The organism is Desulfobulbaceae bacterium (assembly GCA_013792005.1).
Classification (GTDB): domain Bacteria; phylum Desulfobacterota; class Desulfobulbia; order Desulfobulbales; family VMSU01; genus VMSU01.
Genome location: VMSU01000044.1, coordinates 1 through 21,519, shown reverse-complemented (window position 1 = coordinate 21,519; position 21,519 = coordinate 1). Strand labels below are relative to the sequence as shown.

The 21,519-nt window shown below is 52.7% G+C and carries 20 protein-coding genes; 11 read left to right on the top strand and 9 right to left on the bottom strand.

The annotated features are described in order from the left end of the window. The 9 genes from FP815_02525 to FP815_02485 form a co-directional block, all read right to left on the bottom strand. A partial coding sequence (locus FP815_02525) for a DUF445 family protein (protein MBA3013809.1) occupies positions 1-790 on the bottom strand: 790 nt, incomplete at its 3' end. Between the two features lie 48 nt (positions 791-838). Beyond that, a complete protein-coding gene (locus FP815_02520) occupies positions 839-2,515 on the bottom strand; it encodes a prephenate dehydrogenase/arogenate dehydrogenase family protein (protein MBA3013808.1) in 1,677 nt (558 codons plus the stop codon). A gap of 63 nt (positions 2,516-2,578) precedes the next feature. Then, positions 2,579-3,961, bottom strand: a complete 1,383-nt coding sequence (locus FP815_02515) for a response regulator (GenBank protein ID MBA3013807.1) — start codon at positions 3,959-3,961, stop codon at positions 2,579-2,581. Between the two features lie 10 nt (positions 3,962-3,971). Then, on the bottom strand, positions 3,972-4,439 hold the full coding sequence (locus FP815_02510; protein MBA3013806.1) for an SH3 domain-containing protein: 468 nt from the start codon (positions 4,437-4,439) through the stop codon (positions 3,972-3,974). 120 nt (positions 4,440-4,559) lie between these two features. Next, complete coding sequence (locus tag FP815_02505) at positions 4,560-5,216, bottom strand: DUF3047 domain-containing protein (protein MBA3013805.1); 657 nt, start codon at positions 5,214-5,216, stop codon at positions 4,560-4,562. Beyond that, positions 5,213-5,971 carry a TlyA family RNA methyltransferase gene (locus FP815_02500; protein ID MBA3013804.1) on the bottom strand — a complete coding sequence of 253 codons (759 nt, stop codon included), beginning with the start codon at positions 5,969-5,971 and terminating at the stop codon, positions 5,213-5,215. Before FP815_02500 ends, FP815_02505 begins: the two co-directional genes overlap by 4 nt. A gap of 141 nt (positions 5,972-6,112) precedes the next feature. Beyond that, the gene (locus FP815_02495; protein ID MBA3013803.1) at positions 6,113-7,465 is read right to left on the bottom strand and encodes a phosphoglucosamine mutase; all 1,353 of its coding nucleotides are present in this window, start codon (positions 7,463-7,465) and stop codon (positions 6,113-6,115) included. Positions 7,466-7,504: 39 nt separating this feature from the next. Continuing rightward, the gene (locus tag FP815_02490) at positions 7,505-8,440 is read right to left on the bottom strand and encodes a YbbR-like domain-containing protein (protein ID MBA3013802.1); all 936 of its coding nucleotides are present in this window, start codon (positions 8,438-8,440) and stop codon (positions 7,505-7,507) included. Next, the gene (locus tag FP815_02485) at positions 8,437-9,231 is read right to left on the bottom strand and encodes a TIGR00159 family protein (protein MBA3013801.1); all 795 of its coding nucleotides are present in this window, start codon (positions 9,229-9,231) and stop codon (positions 8,437-8,439) included. The genes FP815_02490 and FP815_02485 overlap by 4 nt, the downstream gene beginning before the upstream one ends. A 437-nt stretch (positions 9,232-9,668) precedes the next feature. On the opposite strand from FP815_02485, the gene FP815_02480 reads away from it, so the two are divergent. From FP815_02480 to FP815_02430, 11 genes are all read left to right on the top strand, one after another. Next, entirely contained in the window at positions 9,669-9,953 is a 285-nt protein-coding gene (locus FP815_02480) for a 30S ribosomal protein S20 (GenBank protein ID MBA3013800.1), read from the top strand. A gap of 307 nt (positions 9,954-10,260) precedes the next feature. Next, positions 10,261-11,742, top strand: a complete 1,482-nt coding sequence (gene trpE / locus FP815_02475) for an anthranilate synthase component I (protein MBA3013799.1) — start codon at positions 10,261-10,263, stop codon at positions 11,740-11,742. Next, the gene (locus tag FP815_02470) at positions 11,742-12,329 is read left to right on the top strand and encodes an aminodeoxychorismate/anthranilate synthase component II (GenBank protein MBA3013798.1); all 588 of its coding nucleotides are present in this window, start codon (positions 11,742-11,744) and stop codon (positions 12,327-12,329) included. Before trpE ends, FP815_02470 begins: the two co-directional genes overlap by 1 nt. A gap of 363 nt (positions 12,330-12,692) precedes the next feature. Further along, complete coding sequence (gene trpD, locus FP815_02465; GenBank protein ID MBA3013797.1) at positions 12,693-13,724, top strand: anthranilate phosphoribosyltransferase; 1,032 nt, start codon at positions 12,693-12,695, stop codon at positions 13,722-13,724. 158 nt (positions 13,725-13,882) lie between these two features. Next, the gene (trpC, locus tag FP815_02460; protein ID MBA3013796.1) at positions 13,883-14,647 is read left to right on the top strand and encodes an indole-3-glycerol phosphate synthase TrpC; all 765 of its coding nucleotides are present in this window, start codon (positions 13,883-13,885) and stop codon (positions 14,645-14,647) included. Then, positions 14,647-15,288 (top strand): phosphoribosylanthranilate isomerase, encoded by a 642-nt coding sequence (locus tag FP815_02455; GenBank protein ID MBA3013795.1) that lies wholly within the window; start codon positions 14,647-14,649, stop codon positions 15,286-15,288. Before trpC ends, FP815_02455 begins: the two co-directional genes overlap by 1 nt. 445 nt (positions 15,289-15,733) lie before the next feature. Then, positions 15,734-16,099 carry a hypothetical protein gene (locus tag FP815_02450; protein MBA3013794.1) on the top strand — a complete coding sequence of 122 codons (366 nt, stop codon included), beginning with the start codon at positions 15,734-15,736 and terminating at the stop codon, positions 16,097-16,099. A 15-nt stretch (positions 16,100-16,114) separates the two neighbouring features. Beyond that, positions 16,115-17,170, top strand: a complete 1,056-nt coding sequence (gene thiL, locus FP815_02445; GenBank protein MBA3013793.1) for a thiamine-phosphate kinase — start codon at positions 16,115-16,117, stop codon at positions 17,168-17,170. Further along, entirely contained in the window at positions 17,167-19,926 is a 2,760-nt protein-coding gene (locus FP815_02440; protein ID MBA3013792.1) for an HDOD domain-containing protein, read from the top strand. The genes thiL and FP815_02440 overlap by 4 nt, the downstream gene beginning before the upstream one ends. After that, positions 19,926-20,942, top strand: coding sequence for a MinD/ParA family protein (locus FP815_02435; GenBank protein MBA3013791.1), 1,017 nt, complete (start codon positions 19,926-19,928; stop codon positions 20,940-20,942). Before FP815_02440 ends, FP815_02435 begins: the two co-directional genes overlap by 1 nt. Positions 20,943-20,980: 38 nt before the next feature. Then, a partial coding sequence (locus tag FP815_02430) for an AAA family ATPase (GenBank protein ID MBA3013790.1) occupies positions 20,981-21,519 on the top strand: 539 nt, incomplete at its 3' end.

The window sequence follows — 21,519 nt, the reverse complement described above, 5'->3', positions numbered from 1 at the left end:
ACGAGCTGATTGCGGTGCAGACCCCTGTGCTCATTTTGGCCCGCATGGCGGGCTCTCCGGCATATTGGGCGGCTCTATCCAGCAGGCCGGGGATCTCGTTGTTAATCAGCCCGGTCATGATGGCTGTGAACTCATCGGGGAGCAGGTCGCTTAGGGTGTTGTCCTGTTCGATTATTGCTGTCAGTCGTTGATCCAGGTAGCGTTCAAGCCACTCTTCGGCCTGGGGGCTGGCCAGGATTTTTTTGGCTGTGTTGTTGATAGAGGCCAAGAGGTGATCGCGTTGTTTGGTCGGCAGCCAACTTTCCAGGGGCCGGGCCAGAAAATCTGCGATGTGGGAGCTGATCGTGGCGCCTAGCCCGGCGCTGAACTCCGGACTGTCGAGATAGCTGTGGATGATCTTGACAGTTCTCCAGCGTAGGATGTTGACCCCGGCTTCAAAGGAGGTCCGGAAGCGTTTAGGGATCACGGAGGGCAAAGGTCCTAGGTCCCGGTGTAGGATATCGTTAACCCTGGAGTTGATCATGCTCTCTAATTCGCGTTTGAACGCGGCTTCGCTCAAGGCCTTGCTGATATCGGCGCTGGTCAGCAGCTGGGAGCCCACCATTTTGCCGATGTTGACGGCTAGATCGTGACGTTTGCTGGGAATGATTCCTGGGGTCATCGGCAATCGAATGCCGAATATCTTCCACGGTTTTAAGGGACGGAAGAGCATGCGGATGGCAATATAATTGGTGGTCCAGCCGATGAAGGCCCCGAGCAGGGGTGGAGCGAGAACGGAGATGAGGTTCATGTTGATGGGGTGATTAGTTTGAAGCAAAAGGCGAGGTTGCGCTTGCCCCTAACGGGCAAGGATCCGGCCCAGGGTTTGGTCTACGGCTAAGGCTTGTTCCATCTGGGCCTGAAGGAACTCTTCTGAAAGGTAGTTGCGGCTGGCCTCCATGGTTGCACAGAGTTCTTTGATGTCACCATTCTTGGCTAGGGTCATCACCTGGTGCAGGTTGCCGTAGAAGGTGTCGACAATAGTGTTGCCTGCACCTTTGGCCGCCATGATCTCGGCGTAGGTTTGGGGATTTTGGGCGTGGACTCTGGCCATGGCTAAAATCCCGTACAGTGAGGTCAGGGTGGAGTGACTGGCAATATCGAGTGGGGTAATGCCCTGGTCGCGGAGGGTCATGGCAATGGCCAGGGAAATGGCGGTGGGTAGTTTCTGACTTACTCCCATCAGCAGATCATGTTTGGCTGGGGTGTCCTGGAAAATTTCTGCCCCGTGTTTGTAGAGAAAGGCCTCGAATTCGCTGCAGAGAGGTCCGCTGCGGTTAGTGCGGACCACGGCCGCATTTTTGTCCTTCATGGTGGCGGCTTTTGGGCCCCAGAGGTTATGAACCAGCATCAGCTCGACTTCAGGAGCTGTGGCGGACAGGGCGCAGTTGATTGTGTCTTCAGCCTCGCCTGCCAGTAGAATCAAGGCTTGTCCTTCTTTAAGGAGGGGGCCGTACTCTCGGATGGTGGGGTTGGTTGCACTGATTGGTACGCAGACAACGACGACATCGACCATGGTGATCATGGCTTCGGGGCGAAGAGGGGTGGAGCGGCCAGAAATAAATGTTTGGTAGCCTTCATTTGCCAGCCGGTCCATGAACCATTTGCCCATGGCCCCGGTGCCGATGCAGCCGAAGCTCTTGATGTGGCGAGCCCGCATCTCGACGCGGGGAAAACTGCCGAGAATCTTAATTGGGCGCGGCTCTTGGATAACATGTTTTTCAAGGCGTTCAAGGGCTTGGGCGATGGCAGGGTCGTCAATGTGCCCCTCCGCTTCGATGTAGACCCGGAGTTTCTGGGTTTGGACATCATTTTCAGATCGTAGGTCAATAAGATTGATCCCGCGTTGTGAAAATTCGCCCAGGATATCGTACAGCAGGCCGACTCGATCTCGCAGGGGTTGGGTTATCAGAGCGGTGGAGTCATGGCCGGTGGCTACAGTCATGACTGGACCGATAACTGCAAAACGGGTCCGGTTATGGGAGGTGACCTCCCGTTGCCGCAGCGCTAGCCCGTTTTCACGAATCAGGCTTTCTGTCTCAATGATCCCATGGTTGGCAAGGCCCAGGCGTTTGATCTCGTGGATATGGGTTTCTAAGTCGTTGACCACCATGATGCTGGCAGTGGGAAACTGGCTGGAAATAAATTCCTCGCACTGTTTGATTACAGCAGCGCTACCCGCCAACACGGAGATCTCTGTGTCTTGTTCAAGGGAGCCGAGCGATAGTTGGATGGAGAGGACCACGTTGTCGATCCAGTAGCCCCGGCGCAGGTCTTCCAGGATCCGGACATCTTTTATCTGACCCTCCCTGGTATTGTAGATGGGGATAATGGCAAAGTCTGAGCGGCCCTCGGTGAAGGAGCGGAGGGCTTCGTTGACGGTGGGGAACAGGTTGATCTCTGCTTGGGGGAGGTAGCGCAGGGCAGCCTGCCATGACTGGGAGCCTTGGGGGCCTATAGTTGCAATGTGAGCCATAGAATATTGGGTTTGGGTGTGGTCCTGGATTTTGTAGAGCTGTCCTGTAGTGGGGGATTACCCCTATTCTGTCAGCACAGGTAGGGTGAAGGTGAAACGGCAGCCCTGCCCAGGCTGGGAATGGCATTCAATGGCGCCATTGTGGTCGGCGATAATACCATAAACAATGGATAAACCCAAGCCTGTTCCTTTGCCGGTTGGTTTGGTGGTGAAAAAAGGCTCGAATATCTTGGTGAGTATCTCATTGTTGATGCCACTGCCATTGTCGATGAGGGAGGTTTCCACCATGCCGTTATTAAAACGGAAGTTGATGGTGATCGTTGGGTCATCGCTGTCGGTGAGCGCGTCGATGGCGTTTTGGAGCAGGTTGTTGAAGACCTGTTCCAGTTGGTTGATGTTGCCATAAACCAAGGGGAGATCCTTGTGAGTGTTGATCGAGAGTTGAATGTTTCTGAGGCGGAGGTTTTCGCTGTAAAGGACCAGGGTCCCTTCGAGGATTCTGGGAAGGGAAACAGCATCACTGTCCCCGCTGTCTGCGCGACCAAAGGTGCGGAGGTGGTTGATGATATTGGTGATGCGGCGGATCTGCCTGATCGACTCATCAATGTCACAACGCAGTTCTTTGAGATCCAGGCATTTGTTGTCGATGTCCTTGGCTGTAGATTGAAGGATGATCTGGATATATGTCAGGGGCTGGTTGATTTCGTGAGCAATGCCGGTGGCGATTTCGCCTAGCGAGGCCAGTTTTGCTTGTGACAGCATCTTGATTTCAGCATCGCGGCGTTGAGACTCCAGTTCGTGTTGGAGCTTGAGGTCGGCCTCCAACTGGAGGTTGGCTGCAGTCAACTGCCGATTTTTTTGGTCCAGCAGGGTCAGGAGGTGCTTATTCTCCTGGGTGATTCTGGATTTGTCAACAGCCGAACGGAGGATGAGGTGTAGTTCGTCAAATTTCCAGGGTTTCTGGACGTATTGATGGATATGTCCCAGATTGATGGCCTCAGTGATGTCGTGGACATCGCTGTAGGCTGTCAGCAGAATACGGATCGGGTCGGGATTGATCCGATATGCCTCGCTCAAAAATTTGACCCCGCTCATTTCCGGCATCCGCTGGTCGGTGATGACCACGGCAAGATCGCTCCTGTCTGCGAAGATGGGGAGTGCTTCGCGACCGTTTAACGCGGTCAGAATTTGGAAGTCGTTCTGAAAGAAGAGGACGAAGTTGGATAGATTAATTTCCTCATCGTCAACGTAGAGAATAACTGGTTTTGTCATTGATTCCTGTTTGTTTTTCGGTGTCTCCCTCTTGCCGGGAGCAGGGCCATGCAGGGATTTCTGCGGCAAGTTGGGCATCGTCTCAGGGGGGTTCTCTTGAGGGGGAGAATGAAGGGTTTGACAGTCTCTCAAAAAGCCACGCAACGCCGTAGATCGGACTTTTTGTGATGCCATCAGATTTGAATTACAAAATATCGCTCGGCCAGACCAGGGAGCTTGAGATCCAGCCGCTGGTGCCGTCCTCGTGTTTAACTTTCAGCCAAGGGCCTTTTTTCTCGATCGGAGTGAAGACCACCCCATACTTGACTGTGGCCACGACCTTTGCGTCCGTGTTTGGTTCGCTCCGCATATTGACGCTGTTTGCCTTGACGATGACTCGCTTATCCTTACTGATCAGGTTGATGAAGATCCAGCCCTGGTCGCCGTCGAAATCCTTGATTTGGGCCCAGTCTTTTTGGCGTTTGATGACTTGCAGAGGGAAGTCCTTGTATACTTCCCAGAGGAGGTCGTTCTTGGTGTCAGGGCCTGAACGGATGTTGGCGCCATCCTTGTTGACACTGACATATTCGGCTGCATGGCCAGGTGCGGCAAGAAAGAGGGTGAGTAAACAAAGTGAAAGCCATAGGGGTGGGGGCGAGAATTTTTGAAACATTTGGACTCCTAATTGGTGTAGCGGTTTATGTCGGGGTGATGATGTAAGAAAACGGCAGGTACCTTTACCCTCTTCACTCTCTATAAGATTTTGGGGTGGAATTTTCAACCAAAAAGCGGGCTACGGCATGGTCTTGCGGATTTGAATGGGGCCGTACCACGCCTGAGCGGTTTCTCCAGTGTCGTCGGTATCGGTCATGATGGCGATGGCCCCGACTTTAGGGGGCGGTTCTCCAAAGGCTTTGATGAAGTCATCCCTGATGTTGCGTTTCTCGGAGATCCAGCGGCCTTTTTTCTCAGGCCCGCTTTCGACAACGATCATCATGGCATTTGAGGTATAGGCATTGGCGATGAAAGTTCCGACGGGCAAGCGGGTATCCCAAATATAATTCAGCGCTTTTGTTCGCCAGAAAAAAGCGCTGGGAAAAACGACATAGATCCGGGCGGGATAGTCATCACCGGATTTTTTGGTGGCGTCACCCGTGGTCAGAACATTGTCGATCTGCCATTGCCAAGTAAGGAGCGGGGATGTCTCAGGATCGTAACTGATCTCATAGAACAGTCCGGAGGCGGATGCTGAACTGGTCGCCGAGATGCAGGGCAGCCCATCCTTCAGGCTTGCCTGATAATGGGTCTGGCCTTTGAACTTTTTTTCTTTCCACTTTGGCGAGATGCCGGAGTGGTAGTCATCAAGGGTAATTACTGTCTCTGGTGTTGCTGCAGATAGCGTAGGGAGAGGGAGTAGGAGGATGATTATGAGGGTGATGGAATATTTCATGGGGATAATTCTATTGATAGAGGCCCTGTTCCGGTAAGGTACACGAGAAATTCCTTATTGCCTTTGGGACCGAGGATCGGAGAATCCGTTACGCCGTGGTCGGTGAGGCCTAGTCCGTGGCAGAAGGTCAGGATGTTGTCGATCACCTGTTGGTGGAGCGCTGGCTCGGACACGACACCGCTCACGGTTGCTCCGCGATCCACTTCGAACTGCGGTTTGATCAGGGCCAGGATAGCGATGGGGTGTTGCTTGAACAGGGGCAGCAGGGGGGGGAGTAGCAGTTTGAGTGAGATGAAGGCGGCATCGATTACGGCCAGGTTGATGGGGTCTGGAAACATGGCTGGAGTAAGATGGCGGGCGTTGGTCCGTTCCATGACAATGACCCGGCTGTCTTGACGCAGGCTCCAGGCGAGCTGGCCGTACCCGACATCAATGGCATAGACCTTTGTTGCGCCGTGTTGTAACAGGCAGTCAGTAAACCCGCCGGTGGAGGCGCCGATGTCGGCGCAGATAAGTCCGTTGGGGTCGATCTGGAAGGTGTCGAGCGCTTTGTCAAGCTTCATGCCGCCGCGGCTCACAAATGGGCAGGCGCTCTCCTTGAGTGTAATCTCAGTCCCTTCGTTCAGCAGCAGCCCTGGCTTGTCGGCCCGATGTCCAGCAACTGTAACTTGACCTGCCAGGATCAGCGCTAGGGCCTTTTCGGTGGTGGGAGCCAGTCCTGCGTTGACCAGGAGGCTGTCAAGACGGTGTTTCATTGCGGGGAGGTAGGTTTTTTGTATAATCGATCCGATTTTGCTTCGGTTTCTTCGGTTTGACAGAGTGCGTCACACGCCTTCAGGGGTAGTGGTTCCATAGGGGGGATTAAGGAGGTGATGAGACACGCTGAAACTGTCCACTTACTGTCCATCTGCCTTACGCAGGATGGCGCAGAGTTCATCGGCCATCTGGTTGATCTCTCCGTGATCCTGGCCTTCAAGCATAACCCTGACCAGGGGTTCTGTGCCGGATAAGCGGACCAGGATGCGGCCGTCATTACCAAGTTTTTGCTCCATCTGACGGCACGCCTTCTGGAAATCCAGCAGGTTGTCCAGGTCCAGGCGTTTGGTGGTCCGCACATTTTTCAGTACTTGGGGGAGTGCCTCCATGATCGTAGCGAGTTGTGAGACCGGTTTGTCGTGTTTGATCATGATCGACAATAGCTGAAGGGCTGCCAGTGTGCCGTCGCCGGAGGTGGAGTGATCGAGGAAGATGAGGTGGCCGGACTGTTCGCCGCCGAAGCTGTAACGGTTGGCTCGCATCTCTTCCACCACATAGCGGTCTCCGACCTTGGTGCGGACGAGATGGCCGCCCATTCGCTCCATGGCGATCTCCAGACCTAGATTACTCATTACCGTGGCTACCAAGGTCTTTTTGCGTAGTTTCTTGCGGGCCATGAGGTCGGCGGCGCAGATGGCCATGATATGGTCACCGTCGATGATTGACCCTTTTTCATCGACAACGATCAGGCGATCACCGTCGCCATCAAGTGCGATGCCGATATCCGCTCCCACTTCCTTGACCTTGGCGGCGATGAGTTCGGGGTGAAGCGCCCCGCATTGGTGGTTGATGTTTTTGCCGTCCGGTTTTATGCCAATAGCGGTGACTTTGGCCCCAAGTTCCTCAAAGACATGGGGGGCGACGCCGTAGGTGGCTCCATGGGCACAGTCGAGAACGATGTGGAAGTTGTCCAGGGTGTATTTGGGGGGGAAGGTGTTCTTGAGAAAGACGATGTATCGGCCCTTGGCGTCGTCGATTCGGGTGGCCTTACCGATCTCTTCGGCTACCGGTCTGAGGGCTGCCATCTTCTGAGAGAAGATCAGGTCCTCAATGTCTGCCTCCATCTCGTCGGGGAGCTTGAAGCCGTCCCGGGAGAAGATCTTGATGCCGTTATCCTGAAACGGGTTATGGGAGGCGGAGATGACCACCCCGGCGTCGGCTCGCATTGAATGGGTAATAAAGGCGATGGCGGGGGTCGGCAGCGGTCCGACCAAGAGGACATCAACCCCCATGGAGCAGATGCCGGCGGCCAGTGCGTTTTCAATCATGTATCCGGAGATCCTGGTGTCCTTGCCAATAACGATCCGGTGTCCATGTTTGTTGTCTTTGACCAGAAAGGCGATACCGCGACCGATCTGCATGGCGATTTCACTGGTCATTGGATATATATTGGCCGTGCCTCGCACGCCATCAGTGCCAAAAAGACGTCTCATAGTTTCTCCAAGCTGAAATGAAATAATTATTACTTGCTGTTACTGAATCATAACTCCCACGGATTCCGGGGAGATTTTCTGGATGGTCACTTCGGGCGGGCCGTTGATGACGGGTTTGATGTCATGGTTTCCTGCGGGCAGGTCCTGGAGATTGACTGTCGCTGAAAAAAGATCGCCGAGGGTTTTGCTCTGTTTTTTGGCCATGACCATGGGGATGAGGACCCTGATGTTTAAGCGGCTGGGCACAAGTTTAGCGGTAAGGTTTGGAGTGAGGCCAGTGGGTGAGATTTCGATTCTGGCAAGATCTTTTTCGATTAATTTGTCATTAATTTCAATATGGGCGGAGACAGCTGATGCGCCAATCAGCTCCGCCACCTCCGGCTTGAGGTCGAGAGAGATCTGTTTGCTGGTTGAGGCGGTAATATCGCTCAGGTCGATAGGATTGGTTTGGATAATGGTTTCATCGCCAAGGATGTCCTGAGGTCCGGTAACGTCCAGGGTTTCCGGTTGGATGGTGATAGCTTTTAGTTCGTACTCCTCGGGTAGTTTCCCGTGGGAGATTGGTTTGATCGCCAGGGTCTTTTTGATCAGGCGGTCAAGGCTTAAGGTGATATGGGTGGGGGTGATTCGCAGCACAGTCACGCCCCGGGGTACGGAAATGGAGTCAGGTTCGTTGGCGATAACCATGTTGCCGGGCGTGGCCTTGGAGAGATCAATTGAGCGGGTTATGCCTGGGGAGATCTTGCGGATCAGTCCTCTTGGCCCGCTGACGGTGATGTCGAGTGAGGTCTTGTACTGATTGGATATGATCAGGTCGCGGGGGAGATTGACGATCTCAACAGGGATTTGGACGTTTATGTCCACCCGGTCTTCGCTGGAGACGAAATACCAGAGGAAGAGGGCAAAAAGCAGCGAAAGCAGCTTGATGAACCAATCCTTGGGCCAGGAGAGTTTGGGGGGAGTGTAAGGGATCATTGCAAGTTAAGCCAGCTCTTCCATGCCTTAGCAGGGTGTTCCTTGGGGGCCAGGATGGCCCGCAGGCGGTTTCGCAAGGCGGTTTCGTCAAGGTTTGTGGTAATGGCTCCGTGTTGAACCAGAGAGATCTGGCGGGTCTCTTCAGAGATGACGACGATGACGGCGTCGGTCTCTTCCGAGAGGCCTATGGCAGCCCGATGTCTGGTTCCGAGGTGTTTGGAGATGTATGGATTTTTAGTGAGCGGCAGGACGCAACGTGCTGTTTGAATGCGGCTGCCGCTGACCACGACACCACCATCGTGGAGCGGGGAACTGGGGTGAAAGATACTGATAAGCAGGGCGCTGCTTAAATGGGCGTCAATGGACTGGCCGGAATCCAGGTAGTCCTTGAGGCCTGTTTCTCGTTCCAAGATAATGAGCCCGCCAATTTTTTTCTGTGAAAGGGTGCGGGCTGCGATCACGATTTCGTTGAGATCAAACTCCCGGTCTTCCATGGGTTTAGTGAATGGTGAGGCTTGACCGACCTGGACCAGAGCTTTGCGGATGTCGCGTTGGAAGACGATAATAATGATCAGGAAGATGGAGCTGAGCAGGGTACCCAGGAGCCAGTACAGGGTCATCAATTCAAGTTCCTTGGCCCCGAAGTAGACTATAGTCAGGACGCCGATTCCGGCCAGCATCTGTACGGCGCGGGTCCCCCTGATCATCAGGATGACCCGATAGATGATGAAGGCGACGATCAGGATGTCGGCCAAGTCCTGCCATCGAAGTGAACGGAGTATTTCTACCATCTGTCCATTAAAACTAAAATATCATTGAAACTCAAGGGAGTTGTGGAAATAAGTGAAGAAAAAAAGTAACTATCCAGCTCCTACCGAAATAGGAGTGACTAATCGTAACTGTAACTGTTCAGCAGCGCCGCAGATTGCGGTAAGCGGACCGGCGATGCGTAGCCAGTCTACGTGAGCCGGGCCGATCGCCGCAAGATGTGGTGCTGCTGGATAGTTACGAAAAAAAGTTAGCAGCTTTAGGGTAGGGTGGTGGTCTCCCGGAAGTAAAAGAGGTGTGTGTAAGGTTCGGTCTTACGAAAACTTTGGTCAAGGCCAGCTCTTCTCTTGACAGCAGAAATGATATCGTTTAGTTTTACGGACTTTATTGATTTATGTCGTTCGTTTTGGGCGAACGGCAACTATAATTACGATCAGAGTGTCAGAAGGAGAAAACGGTCTTGGCTAATCACAAATCAGCAATGAAGAGGACGCGGCAGAGTCTGGTCCGCAATATGCGTAATCGCTCTAATAAGAGCAAGATGAAGACAGCGATCAAGGCAGTGTTTGCCGCCATTGATGAGCAGTCTGTCGAAAAGGCTCAGGAGGCTCTGCGTGCCGCGATCCCTGTAATTGACCATGTTGCGGTCAAGGGTGCTATGCACAAAAAGACAGCTTCCAGAAAGGTGTCCAGGCTGACCAAGCGGGTCAACGCCTTTGCCTCCGAAGCGCAGGCTCAGGCCTGATTGCATTGAGCTGACGAACACATACTATGCTCTGTCTTCCAAAAGTGATGTTGGTGGGTGAGTAAAGGAAGCGGTGTGTTTCGGTGTCTGCTTCGAATATAGATTCAGGGGCTGACAAGGGATGTGCAAAGCGCTTATTTCTGGGCAGATGTTGGCACGTTGTGGTGAGAACGAATACACGAGTTGATGCCGGTAGGGCCTTACATCCATTAAGGACGTATCCAGTTTTTCTGGGGTAGTAGGGATTAAAAGCCATGGGCCGAATGACGGTGCCATGGCTTTTTTTTTATGTGTGCGTGGAGAAGCGATGATGAAACCTGAATTGTCCGAATTTCGGAAACTGGCGGCCCAAAAAGGTTTGGTGCCAGTATGTCGTGAAATTGTGGCGGATCTTGACACTCCCCTGACAGCCTTTGCCAAGGTTGCTTTGGGTCGGTCGCATGCCTTTCTGTTGGAGAGTTTACAGGGGGGCGAGAAGTGGGGGCGGTTTTCGTTTATCGGCTTTGAGCCGCTGGCCACTTTTGTCAGTCGTGGGGACCAGGTCGAAATCAGACGGGCCGCGGGAACGGAATCCTTTGTCGCAGATCCAATCGAAGCGCTGAAGACTCTTGTTGCTTCATTCGATCCGTGTGATACCGGCTATCTTCCGCGCTTCTTTGGTGGGGCGGTCGGTTTTATGGGGTATGACATGGTGCGCTTCATGGAGCGTTTGCCCGTCATTAATCCGCCGCTGGACGACTTCCCGGACTCATCATTTATGGTCCCCAAGACGGTTTTAATCTGTGACTCGATTAAACAGACGATCTCTGTTGTCAATTGTGTGATAACTGTTGGCGAGAAGGATCTTGACGCCCTTTATCGTCAAGCAGAGGCCGAGATTGATGCCATCGTGGCTCAACTGCGCGGCCCCTTGCCTGCTGGTTTGGTAAGAGAGCAGGCGAGTGTGTTGGCCCCTCACGACTTTGCCCCCAACATGAGCAAGGATGAGTTTAAGGCTATGGTGGCCAAGGCCAAAGAGTATATTATGGCCGGAGACATTATCCAGGTTGTCTTGTCTCAGCGTTTTCATAGTAAGACGGCGCTCAATCCCTTTGCGTTATACCGGGCGTTGCGCCACATTAACCCGAGCCCGTACCTTTTCTTTCTTAAGCTTGACGATATCGTTCAGATCGGTTCATCGCCTGAAATTCTGGTGCGACTGGAGGGGGATGATGTCGAGGTCAGGCCTATTGCCGGGACTCGTAAACGAGGGCGGAACGAGGATGAAGATCTGGCCTTGGAACGTGAGCTGTTGGCGGACCCTAAGGAAATGGCCGAGCACTTGATGTTGGTGGATCTTGGTCGTAATGATATCGGCAGGGTCTGTCGTTATGGTACGGTGGAGACCCGTGACCTTTTGATTGTTGAGCGGTATAGTCATGTCATGCACATTGTCTCAGGAGTGCATGGGAAGCTGGAGTCAGGAAAGGACCAGTTCGATGTCCTCCGTGCCTGTTTCCCTGCCGGGACGGTCAGCGGGGCGCCTAAGATCCGGGCCATGGAGATCATTGAGGAACTGGAGCCGGAACGGCGTGGTCCTTATGCCGGTGCGGTAGGTTATTTCGGGTTTTCCGGCAATATGGACATCTGTATCACGATCCGCACTATTGTCATGCACGGCGACGATCTGTGGGTTCAGTCCGGAGCTGGGATCGTGGCTGACTCGGATCCGGAAACAGAATTCGAAGAGACCATCAATAAAGCCATGGCCCTAAGGCGGGCGGTTGAACTGGCGGAAAGGGGGCTGTGATGATCGTCATTATCGATAATTACGATTCATTTACCTATAATATTGTTCAAACTATCGGTGGTTTTGGTGGGATTGAACTTAAGGTTTTTCGCAATGATCAGGTTGATATTCAGACTCTTGAGGCCCTTTGTCCGGATCGACTGTTGATCTCACCTGGTCCCTGCGCCCCCGAGCAGGCGGGAATTTCCATTGCCGCCATCCTCCATTTCAGTGGCAGGGTTCCGGTTCTTGGGGTGTGTCTTGGGCATCAGTCTATTGGCCAGGCCTTTGGTGGGACAGTGGTGCGAGCAGGGAGGGTTATGCATGGCAAGACCAGTCCGGTCACCCATGACGGCAAGGGGGTGTTTACGGGACTGCCTTCTCCTTTTGACGCCATGCGTTATCACTCTTTGGTTGTAGCAGAGGACGATCTGCCGACGTGTTTGCAGGTGACGGCCCGTACCGACCAAGGAGAGTTGATGGGACTGCGTCATAGGGAGTTTGCCGTTGAAGGGGTGCAGTTTCACCCTGAGTCGATTATGACCCCTGATGGCGTCCAGCTGCTGCGCAATTTTGTGGCCCCGGACTATCCATCGTTGTTGCGATAATGAATGAGGAATTAATAGCGTACTACTCAGGTTATCGGTTTGCGGTTGTCAGTTGACGATTAGCGCCTCTGTAACTGGCTGATCACTCATGGATATTATGATTATACGATGATTTTGTGATATCTATGAGTTGATAATCTCGCAAAAAAATCACGGGATGTCTAAGCAAAATGGCCGATATACAAGGCGCAGGGTGTTTTTGTGAATGAGGCCACACATATGGTGTGCCGAATGAGCAAAAATATGCTGCAACGCAGTAGATCGGACTTTTTGCGACGCCATCATGAGTTTGTTAACCGTACACTGGTAACTGATCACCTTCAACTTGGGTAGTTCATTAAATTCTGTAAGGAGAGCCGAGCGATGATTCGAGAGGCGATCAATAAGGTAGTGAGCCGTCAAGACCTGAACGAAGTGGAGATGGTTCAGGTGATGGAAGAGATCATGGGCGGTCGGGCGACAGATGCTCAGATCGGGGCTTTTATTACCGCCCTGCGGATGAAGGGGGAGACCGTGGCCGAAATCACCGGTGCGGCCAGGGTGATGCGTCAGAAGGCTACCCTGGTTGATGCCGCAGATGCGGGCGCGCTACTTGTGGATATCGTCGGTACCGGCGGAGATGCATCGGGTACTTTCAATGTCTCTACTACCTCGTCACTGGTGGTGGCTGGGGCTGGCGTGCCTGTTGCCAAGCATGGTAACCGCTCGGTGTCGAGTCATTGCGGCAGCGCCGATGTCCTGGAAGCTCTTGGGGTGAACTTAGGCATAGATTCAGAAAGAATCGGCCAGTGTGTCCGGCAGGTGGGGATTGGCTTCATGTTTGCTCCACTGTTGCATGGCGCGATGAAATATGCCATTGGTCCGCGCCGTGAAATTGGCATCCGGACGGTGTTCAACATTTTGGGCCCATTGACCAATCCGGCCGGCGCTGATGTCTATTTGCTCGGGGTATACGCCGCTGAGTTGACGGAAACCATTGCTGCCGCTCTTAATAATTTTGGAGTCAGAAGGGCTCTGGTTGTTTGGGGTGAGGGGAATGTCGACGAGATTACTACTACTGGAGTTACTCGGGTGAGCGAGGTGAGTGGTGGAGCAGTTAGGACCTATATGATTACCCCTGAGGAATTGGGGCTGACCAGGGTGACCCTTGCCGATGTCCGCGGTGGAGCCACAGCTGCCGAATCTGCTGAACAAGTCCGTGAGGTGCTGAAAGGCACGCCCGGTCCGCGACGAGATATGGTGCTTGCCAATGCCGGAGCTGCGCTGATGGTTGCGGGAGTGGTGGACACCATCAAGGAGGGGGTTCTTCTGGCGGGCAAGGTTATCGACTCTGGCGCGGCTATGGCTAAACTGGAGGCCTTGATTGACTTCTGCGCTGCTCCTGCAAATGGGTAAGATGGGCATGGTGACGCTATGCCCATTTAATATAACTACTAATCGTAATTGTCCAGGTTTGCGGCAACAAGAATCAAAAGTCAGTCATGATGCAGGATATTAGTGTGTGATCCTCACCGTCAACCGATAACCGATAACCTAAAACAGTTACTAATAATATGATACTTGATGCTATTGTCGAAACCAAACGTCAGGAAGTTCAGACGTTAAAGGCCCAGGGGCTGCGCGGACCTGAGTGTGATGTGGCCCCGCCACGTGGATTTCAGGCAGCCTTGGTGGACCATGTCGGGGTGGCGGTAATCGCCGAGGCGAAAAAGGCATCGCCTTCTAAGGGGGTTATTTGTCCTGATTTTGACCCGGTCGCTATTGCCCGCGACTATGAGGTGGGTGGCGCCCACGCCATCTCTGTGCTTACCGATGAACAGTATTTCCAAGGTTCTTTGTCGTATATCCCTCAGGTTCGTGCTGCTGTTGCTCTGCCGGTGATCCGGAAGGAATTTATAATTGATGAGATCCAGATCCGCCAGGCCGCGCTGTTTGGCGCTGATGCGATTCTCTTGATCGCCGCTATTCTTGATCGCCAACAGATGGCTGATTATCAAGCCTTGGCTCGGGAGTTGGGCATGGACAGTCTGGTTGAAGTTCATGACGAGCGGGAGGCCGTTGAAGCCTTGGCTGCCGGAAGTCGGCTGATCGGTATTAATAATCGTAATCTCAATGATTTTACTGTCGATCTTAATACCACCTTCCGGGTGATGGCTGAAATCCCCCGCAACATCCCGGTGGTTAGCGAGTCCGGGATCAGGGATCATCATGACATGGTTCGACTTGCTGATGCAGGGGTCGCCGCTGCCTTGGTGGGCGAAAGCTTGATGCGCTTGACTGACCGTTGTCAAGGTTTGCGCGATTTGATCGGAGCGTGATGAGCGGCGAAGTTGTGGTCCCTCGGAGAACCAGAGTCAAGATCTGTGGAATTACTGATCAGGTCGAGGCCCAGGCGATCGTGGCCATGGGGGTCGATGCCTTGGGATTTATTTTTGTTAAATCAAGTCCCCGTTATGTTGAACCGGAGAGGGTTCGGGCAATCGTCGCCTCTTTGCCGCCATTTGTTGATGCGGTCGGTGTTTTTCTTGATGATGATGTCGTTGTGGTTAACGAAGTGGCGGGCTACTGTGGTTTGACCATGATTCAGTTGCACGGCAATGAGTCCCCTTTGTATTGTCAGTCAATTGATCGACCGGTAGTCAAAGCCTTTCGGGTAAGAGAGGAAGCGTTGCCAGACTTCTCCCCTTACCGTCAGGTGGTCACAGGGTTTTTACTGGACACTTACCGGCCAGGTCAGGCCGGGGGCACCGGGGAAACCTTTAACTGGGAGTTGGTGCGGCGCTTGAGTATTCCCGGCCCTCTTATTCTCGCCGGTGGCTTGACCCCTGATAATGTCTGTGTTGCCATTCATCAGGCCCACCCCTTTGCCGTTGATGTCAATTCCGGCGTTGAAGTCAGTCCCGGTCGTAAGGATCTGTCCGCCGTTGGCCGTTTACTGGTGAAAATTGCAGGACTGTGATCCGGCGGGATTTGGCGGAACATTCTTCATTATTCACTGTCTACCTTGTGAAAAACTGATATAGCTTGATAACCTTCAAACTTTCTTTAGTTTTTTATCCCATCTTGTCTGACACATAAATTAAAAAATCGCTATTTTTCTATCTTTATTCTTTGGCGAATGCCAGCTACTCAGATAATGGTTGACTTTTTTAGATTTTTTTCAATAGTATGACATCTTAATAAAAATTCGTGGCTCTTAACTATTTTCAACTAACTCTTCCGAAGGGAATGAACAAGAACTCATTTTCAATGCCCTGTTCCCTGAGCGGAACCGAAGGGAGCAGGATAAAAAAAAGCCGTGGTACGGTTGCCAATAAAAAAGCTGGAAATAGTTTAGAGTCACGTAAAAATTTCTTATATTCCTATGATGTGTTGGATGTCGTGTTTGTTTTTTGGGGGGGCCAATGGAAACGATGGTTCAGGAGCTTAAAAAGCTTGTCGTGTTTAAGGACAGGACCAGTCCCGGTGATCTGGTCCTGATCGCCACAGAAAAAACGAAATCGGTTTTTTATGCCCTGGTGACTGATATCTCTCCTGATGACAGCCGTCGGGATGAGTGGTGGCATCTTACCCTGCAGATATTGAGTCTACCTCCTCAGCAGGTAGTATGGACCCTCCGTGAGTCGCAGTTTACAGGCAAGGAGCTTTTTACCATGGATGGTGATGGTCGCTTTGTTAAGGCCTTGGATTTTTCTGTGAAGCAACCCGCGTCTTGCCCCTCTGGCGCAGGGGGGGGTAAAACCAGGCCAACCCTAAAACGGGTAAAGTAAAACAGGTGACGGCCCATGATTTCTGAACTTACTCTGATTCGGCGAATCAGGGAGCTGGCAGGGGCCGTCGATGAATCACTCATCCGGGGTATTGGCGATGACTGTGCTGTGTTGGCGGCTGCTGGCCTTCAAACTGAAACTCTGGTTACCACCGACACTCTGGTGGAGGGCGTTCACTTTGACTTAGCTTGGCACCCCCCAGAACTCTTAGGGCAGAAGGCATTGTCGGTCAATGTCAGCGACATTGCTGCCATGGGGGGAGTCCCGCGCTTCGCGCTCCTGTCTTTGGCTGTCCCTGCCACGGCCGGTCAGGAGTTGATTAATCCCTTGATGGCCGGATTTATTGCTGCCCTGGAGCGTTATGGAGTACGGCTGATCGGGGGAGATACCGTTAAAAGTGATCAGGGATTGGTGCTTTCTGTGACGGTTCTTGGCGAGGCACGGGCAGGGACGGTTGTCTATCGCTCCGGAGCCCGACCAGGGGATCAGATCTGGGTCAGTGGTTATCTGGGGCAAGCTGCGGCAGGGTTAGAGTTGTGCCGTAGGAGCCATGAACTTATGGCAACTTATTCTGATCTTGTCGCCGCCCATGTGAATCCACAGCCAGAGATGACCTTGGGGCGAATGTTAGGGGCGTCTGGGCTGGTTACCGCTATGATCGACATGTCGGATGGGCTGGCGTCAGACTTGGCCCATATCTGCGAGGAGAGCGGGGTCGGGGCTGAGGTCCGCGCTCAGGATCTGCCAGTTTCTGAATCAACCCGTCAGGCAGCACAAGCGTTGGCTCTTGACCCGATGCGTTTGGCTCTTTCTGGCGGGGAGGATTACCGGTTGCTTTTTACTGCACCGGCCTCAGCTGCCAGTCAGATTGACGGCTTGGCCGGACATGCGATTGGCGGTCAGTTGTTTTCTGTTGGCGAGATAGTTTCTGGCGCCGAGGTTGTTTTAATCAATGAGACGCAGCGGAGAGCTATTGGTTTTCAAGGATATGACCATTTTCGGGGTAATCTGGATTTGCCTCAACACTGTCTCCAAACACTTGGAACGGCGAAGACATCAGGCTCTGCATGAATAGAATCCGTTTCGACAAGCATATCGATATCGACAGCATTCCCACCCTTCCGGCTATCGCCATGGAGGCGATCAGGCTGATGGAAGGTGATCAGTCGAGTTTTCGCTCCATTGCCGATCTTCTTCAGAACGATCAAGTCCTTTCCGGACGAATTCTCCATTACGCCAACTCAGCTTTTGTCGGCGCCCGGACCGAAATTACCACCATTGCTAAGGCTATATCCTTGCTCGGCTTCACCACGGTACGCAGTATCATTCTTTCGGTGTCTGTCTTCGATTGTTTTTCAGGGCCGTTGTCTGACCGGCGGGGGGAGCTGGTTAAATTTTGGCTTCACTCCATAGGGGTTGCCGCCACAGCTGAAATTTTGGCCGATAAACTTGGATTTTCTGCTCCGGATGAGGCTTATCTGGCAGGCTTGGTTCACGATATCGGTAAACTTGTTTGTTTCCTTCATCTGCCAGAGGCCTTTATGCGGGTCTGTCTTGAGCTGGAGAAGCAGGGCGGTTACGGGATCGAGGCGCCGCTGGCTCTTGAGGTGGAAGAGGAGATCATGGGCATTACCCATGTTGAGGTTGGAAAGCTGGTTGGCACGCAGTGGCAGTTTCCAGCTCCCTTGGTTAAGGCCATGTGGCTCCATCATCAGCCGGTTTTTGCTACTATCAGACCGGAACGGGACAATCTGCATCAATTGATCCGTTTTGCCGATGTGATTTGCGTTGCCAACAATATTGGATCTAGTTATTTTTTGAGTTCTAACGCCTACGATCATCAGCATTATCATTTTGCCCTTGAGAACTTGATGCTTCATCATCATCTCAGTTCGTCCGACCTTGAGGATGTGGTTACGCGGGTGATGGAGCGGGTCAAGGAACTGGGGGCGATTCTGGGGATCAACGATCCTGATAAATATCGGACTCTGGTCAGCTCAGCCAATCAGAGTCTCGGTAGTATGAGCCTAAATCTTGAGCAGCGGAATCGGGAGCTTACCCAGACCAATCGGGTGTTGGATGCCACCTGTGCTATGACTAGGCGGCTGAAATCCGGGATGGAGATCGGCGAGGCGGTTGAAGAGGTTATTGCTGCGGTCCGTGGGGCCTTTGTAATCTCCCGCTGTCTCTGTATGGTGGTGGACAGTAAGAGGGATATTTTTGTTGGCAGGATTCAGATTGGTTCTGATCTTGAATCATTTGAGGTGGCAGCCAGCGGTGTCTCTGCCATGGTTTCCTCCTCTGGCCGCCATGCTGATATGGAGAAAGAGGCGGTGCGGCGGCTCAATCAGGCAAGATTGCAATTTGATCGGGGTGGAATCGTTGAGTCTGGGGTGATCGATATGGTTTCCGGCTCGTCGTTTATGGCCAGCTTTTTTGTGGCTGATAAAAAGTCAAATGGCCGTCCAGAGCGGATTATTGGCGAATTGGTTCTCGATTTTCAAGGGGTTGACTCAGCGCTTGGTAATATTGAGACACTGAGTCGCAACTTCCAGATGCTGGCCACAGCCGCTGGTAATGGTATTGAACGGATTCTGTTGGAAAAAGATCTGCAAACTCAGGCCAAAGAGCTGGCTGATGCTTCTCGCAAGATGGAGGAGAGCCAGCGGCACCTTTTTCACTCTCACCGTTTGGCCACAGTCGGTCGTTTGGCTGCTGGCGCGGCCCATGAGATCAACAATCCGTTGACGATTATTTCCCTGAATATCCAGATTATGGAGCGGCTTTTAGCACAAGGGGACGCCAATATTCAGGAGATTGGCGCTCGGCTTAAAGTCCTGGCCGGTCAGGAGAAGCGGATTTCTAAAATCATTGGGGAGTTGATGGGTTTTGCCCGACCGACCCAACCTAGGCTGGAACCGACTGATGTTGCCAAGGTGGTTAATGATATCCTGATGGTGATTGGTGACCGGGTATCGATGACCAAGATTGTGGTCGAAAATCAGATCCCCCTCGATCTGCCAATGGTCTATGCCGATAGCGGTCAGATTGAGCAGGTTATTATGAACCTCCTGATTAATGCTAACCACGCTATGCCGGACGGAGGGAGGATCACCTTGAATGCCGAGGTAGACCGCCGCACCCGGGTTGCCGTGTCGGTTACTGATACCGGCACTGGGATCAGTAAGGAAAATTTAAGCAAGATTTTTGATCCTTTTTTTACCACTAAGAGGGAGGGCGAGGGGACAGGTCTGGGTCTTGCCATTTGTCACTCTATCGTGGAGCACAATGGGGGGGCGCTGCAGGTTCAGAGCGAAGAGGGAGTTGGTTCGACCTTTACCCTGCGACTGCCGGTGGATCAGGGCAGCCGCTTGCAGACCATGAAAAAGGCCGTTGATCAGAAACGGAAGATCCCGGAGAGTGGTGAAGAGTGCCGGATACTGGTGGTGGACGATGAGAGGCTGCTTAATGAAATGCTCCAGGAGTGTCTTCGTTCCGCTGGCTATGGAGTCGATGGCGCTTTTGACGGTATCGAAGGGATTGGTCTTCTGCGTTACAAGAAGTATCATTTGATCATGCTTGATGTCCGGATGCCGCGGAAGGATGGGTTGGAGGTCCTTAAGTTTGTCCGTGACGAGTACCCCGATATTCCGGTGATTATTATTACCGGCTTGGCCTCTATGGACGAGATCAAGGAGACGGTCAAGAAAGGCGCTTTTGCTTGTATTAAAAAGCCGTTTCAACTCGATAAGGTGTTGGTCAAAGTGCGCGAGGCCTTGGCTAATGCCGCTGATAAGTGCGGGATCCACCGGGCGAAGGAGCAGTGATGGGGGAGATGCTGACGATCGAAGCCCTGGTTGCGAAAACAGGACTGGAAGAGAGTCTGATACGTTATTATGAATCGGAATATGGCCAGCATCTGCCAGAGAAGATCTTGCGTGGAGATACGCTTTTTTTTACCGAAACGGCGGCAGATGCTTTTATCAAAATTCACGCCCGGCATGCGGGTAAAATGGAAGAGCCAGACAACAGGCGATACGCACGGGTGATCGCAGTTACCTCAGGTAAGGGTGGGGTTGGTAAAAGCAATCTAGCCTTGAATCTTGCGGTTGCCATGCAACGTTTGGGGAAGATGGCTCTGGTTCTTGATGCCGATTTGGGAATGGCCAATATTCATCTTCTTGCGGGGATTCAACCGGCCTATAGCTTAAAGGATCTTATTCGTACCGATCTTGAGATTTCTGAATTGATTACTCAGGGACCGGAAGGAATCGGTATTGTGGCAGGGGGGTCCGGGATCATTGCCTTGGCAGACAGCACTGCCATGCAGCGTCGGCAGCTCCTGGATGGCTTGGAACAGATGGAGCGTCATGCCGATGTCGTTATCGTAGACACCGCAGCCGGCATGGGTGCGGGAGTGCGTGATTTCTTGATGGCTGCCGATGAGGTGATCTTTGTTCTGACACCTGATATCACCTCTCTGGCCGATGCCTATGGTTTGCTCAAGGCCCTGCACTCAAGAAATTTTGATCGGCCCCTGTATTCGGTGGTCAATATGGCTACTTCTTTGAAACAGGCGGCGGAAGTGGCTATCCGTTTTGCCAATTGCGCCCAGCAGTTTTTAGGTGTAAGTATCAGCAATATCGGCTATATGTTACGAGATGCTACGGTTGGGGCTGCTACGGTTCGGCGTACGCCGTATCTTATCTTTGATCCTCAATCCAAGGTAAGCCGAAATACCACGGCTATCGCCACGGCCCTGTTGCAGAGCCAGGACGACACCCTTCGCCAGAACTCCGCCTTTCGCCGCTTTCAGAATCTGATCAGGGAGAGCGTCGTGTAATATTTTGTGTCTTATACCCTTCGCCTGGGACCGTCACCATGAACCATCCTTCCCGCTGGGCCGCTCAGTTCGGTCTTAATAAGAATCCCTTTCAAGATACCATCAACACCGATCTGTTTTTTCGGACCAAGCAGCATGAGGAAGCGGCGGTCAAGATTAAGATCGGCATTGAGGATCGGCATGCTCTTATCTTGCTGGATGGGGTTTCCGGGACTGGTAAAACCTTGGCCACTCAGGTGGTGTTACGATCACTCGATCCCGATTACTTCGCCCCGTTCTTCGTTCCGGTCTTTCCCGGGATGGGCAAAGGGGCGCTCCTGGGGGCGATTTTAACGGCGATGGCTTTAGACTCAGGTCGTTTAGTTCATGACCGTTTGGCCGTGATCCAAGAGAAGGCCTTAGCCTATGGTCGTGAGGGGCGGCGGTTGGTTATCATTATTGATGAGGCACATTTTTTGTCTGCCGATGCCTTGCACAGCCTGCGGACTTTGTCCAATCTTGAGACCGGTAGGGAGAAGTTGGTGACTGTTCTGCTCGTGGCCGAACCTGGTCTGGCTAAACGGTTGCAATCTCCCTT

Coding starts and splice junctions, on each gene's coding strand:
- FP815_02520 (MBA3013808.1), bottom strand. CDS start 2,515: ATGGCTCACATTGCAACTATAGGCCCCCAAGGCTCCCAGTCATGGCAG.
- FP815_02515 (MBA3013807.1), bottom strand. CDS start 3,961: ATGGCATCACAAAAAGTCCGATCTACGGCGTTGCGTGGCTTTTTGAGA.
- FP815_02510 (MBA3013806.1), bottom strand. CDS start 4,439: ATGTTTCAAAAATTCTCGCCCCCACCCCTATGGCTTTCACTTTGTTTA.
- FP815_02505 (MBA3013805.1), bottom strand. CDS start 5,216: ATGAAATATTCCATCACCCTCATAATCATCCTCCTACTCCCTCTCCCT.
- FP815_02500 (MBA3013804.1), bottom strand. CDS start 5,971: ATGAAACACCGTCTTGACAGCCTCCTGGTCAACGCAGGACTGGCTCCC.
- FP815_02495 (MBA3013803.1), bottom strand. CDS start 7,465: ATGAGACGTCTTTTTGGCACTGATGGCGTGCGAGGCACGGCCAATATA.
- FP815_02490 (MBA3013802.1), bottom strand. CDS start 8,440: ATGATCCCTTACACTCCCCCCAAACTCTCCTGGCCCAAGGATTGGTTC.
- FP815_02485 (MBA3013801.1), bottom strand. CDS start 9,231: ATGGTAGAAATACTCCGTTCACTTCGATGGCAGGACTTGGCCGACATC.
- trpE (MBA3013799.1), top strand. CDS start 10,261: ATGATGAAACCTGAATTGTCCGAATTTCGGAAACTGGCGGCCCAAAAA.
- FP815_02470 (MBA3013798.1), top strand. CDS start 11,742: ATGATCGTCATTATCGATAATTACGATTCATTTACCTATAATATTGTT.
- trpD (MBA3013797.1), top strand. CDS start 12,693: ATGATTCGAGAGGCGATCAATAAGGTAGTGAGCCGTCAAGACCTGAAC.
- trpC (MBA3013796.1), top strand. CDS start 13,883: ATGATACTTGATGCTATTGTCGAAACCAAACGTCAGGAAGTTCAGACG.
- FP815_02455 (MBA3013795.1), top strand. CDS start 14,647: ATGAGCGGCGAAGTTGTGGTCCCTCGGAGAACCAGAGTCAAGATCTGT.
- FP815_02450 (MBA3013794.1), top strand. CDS start 15,734: ATGGAAACGATGGTTCAGGAGCTTAAAAAGCTTGTCGTGTTTAAGGAC.
- thiL (MBA3013793.1), top strand. CDS start 16,115: ATGATTTCTGAACTTACTCTGATTCGGCGAATCAGGGAGCTGGCAGGG.
- FP815_02440 (MBA3013792.1), top strand. CDS start 17,167: ATGAATAGAATCCGTTTCGACAAGCATATCGATATCGACAGCATTCCC.
- FP815_02435 (MBA3013791.1), top strand. CDS start 19,926: ATGGGGGAGATGCTGACGATCGAAGCCCTGGTTGCGAAAACAGGACTG.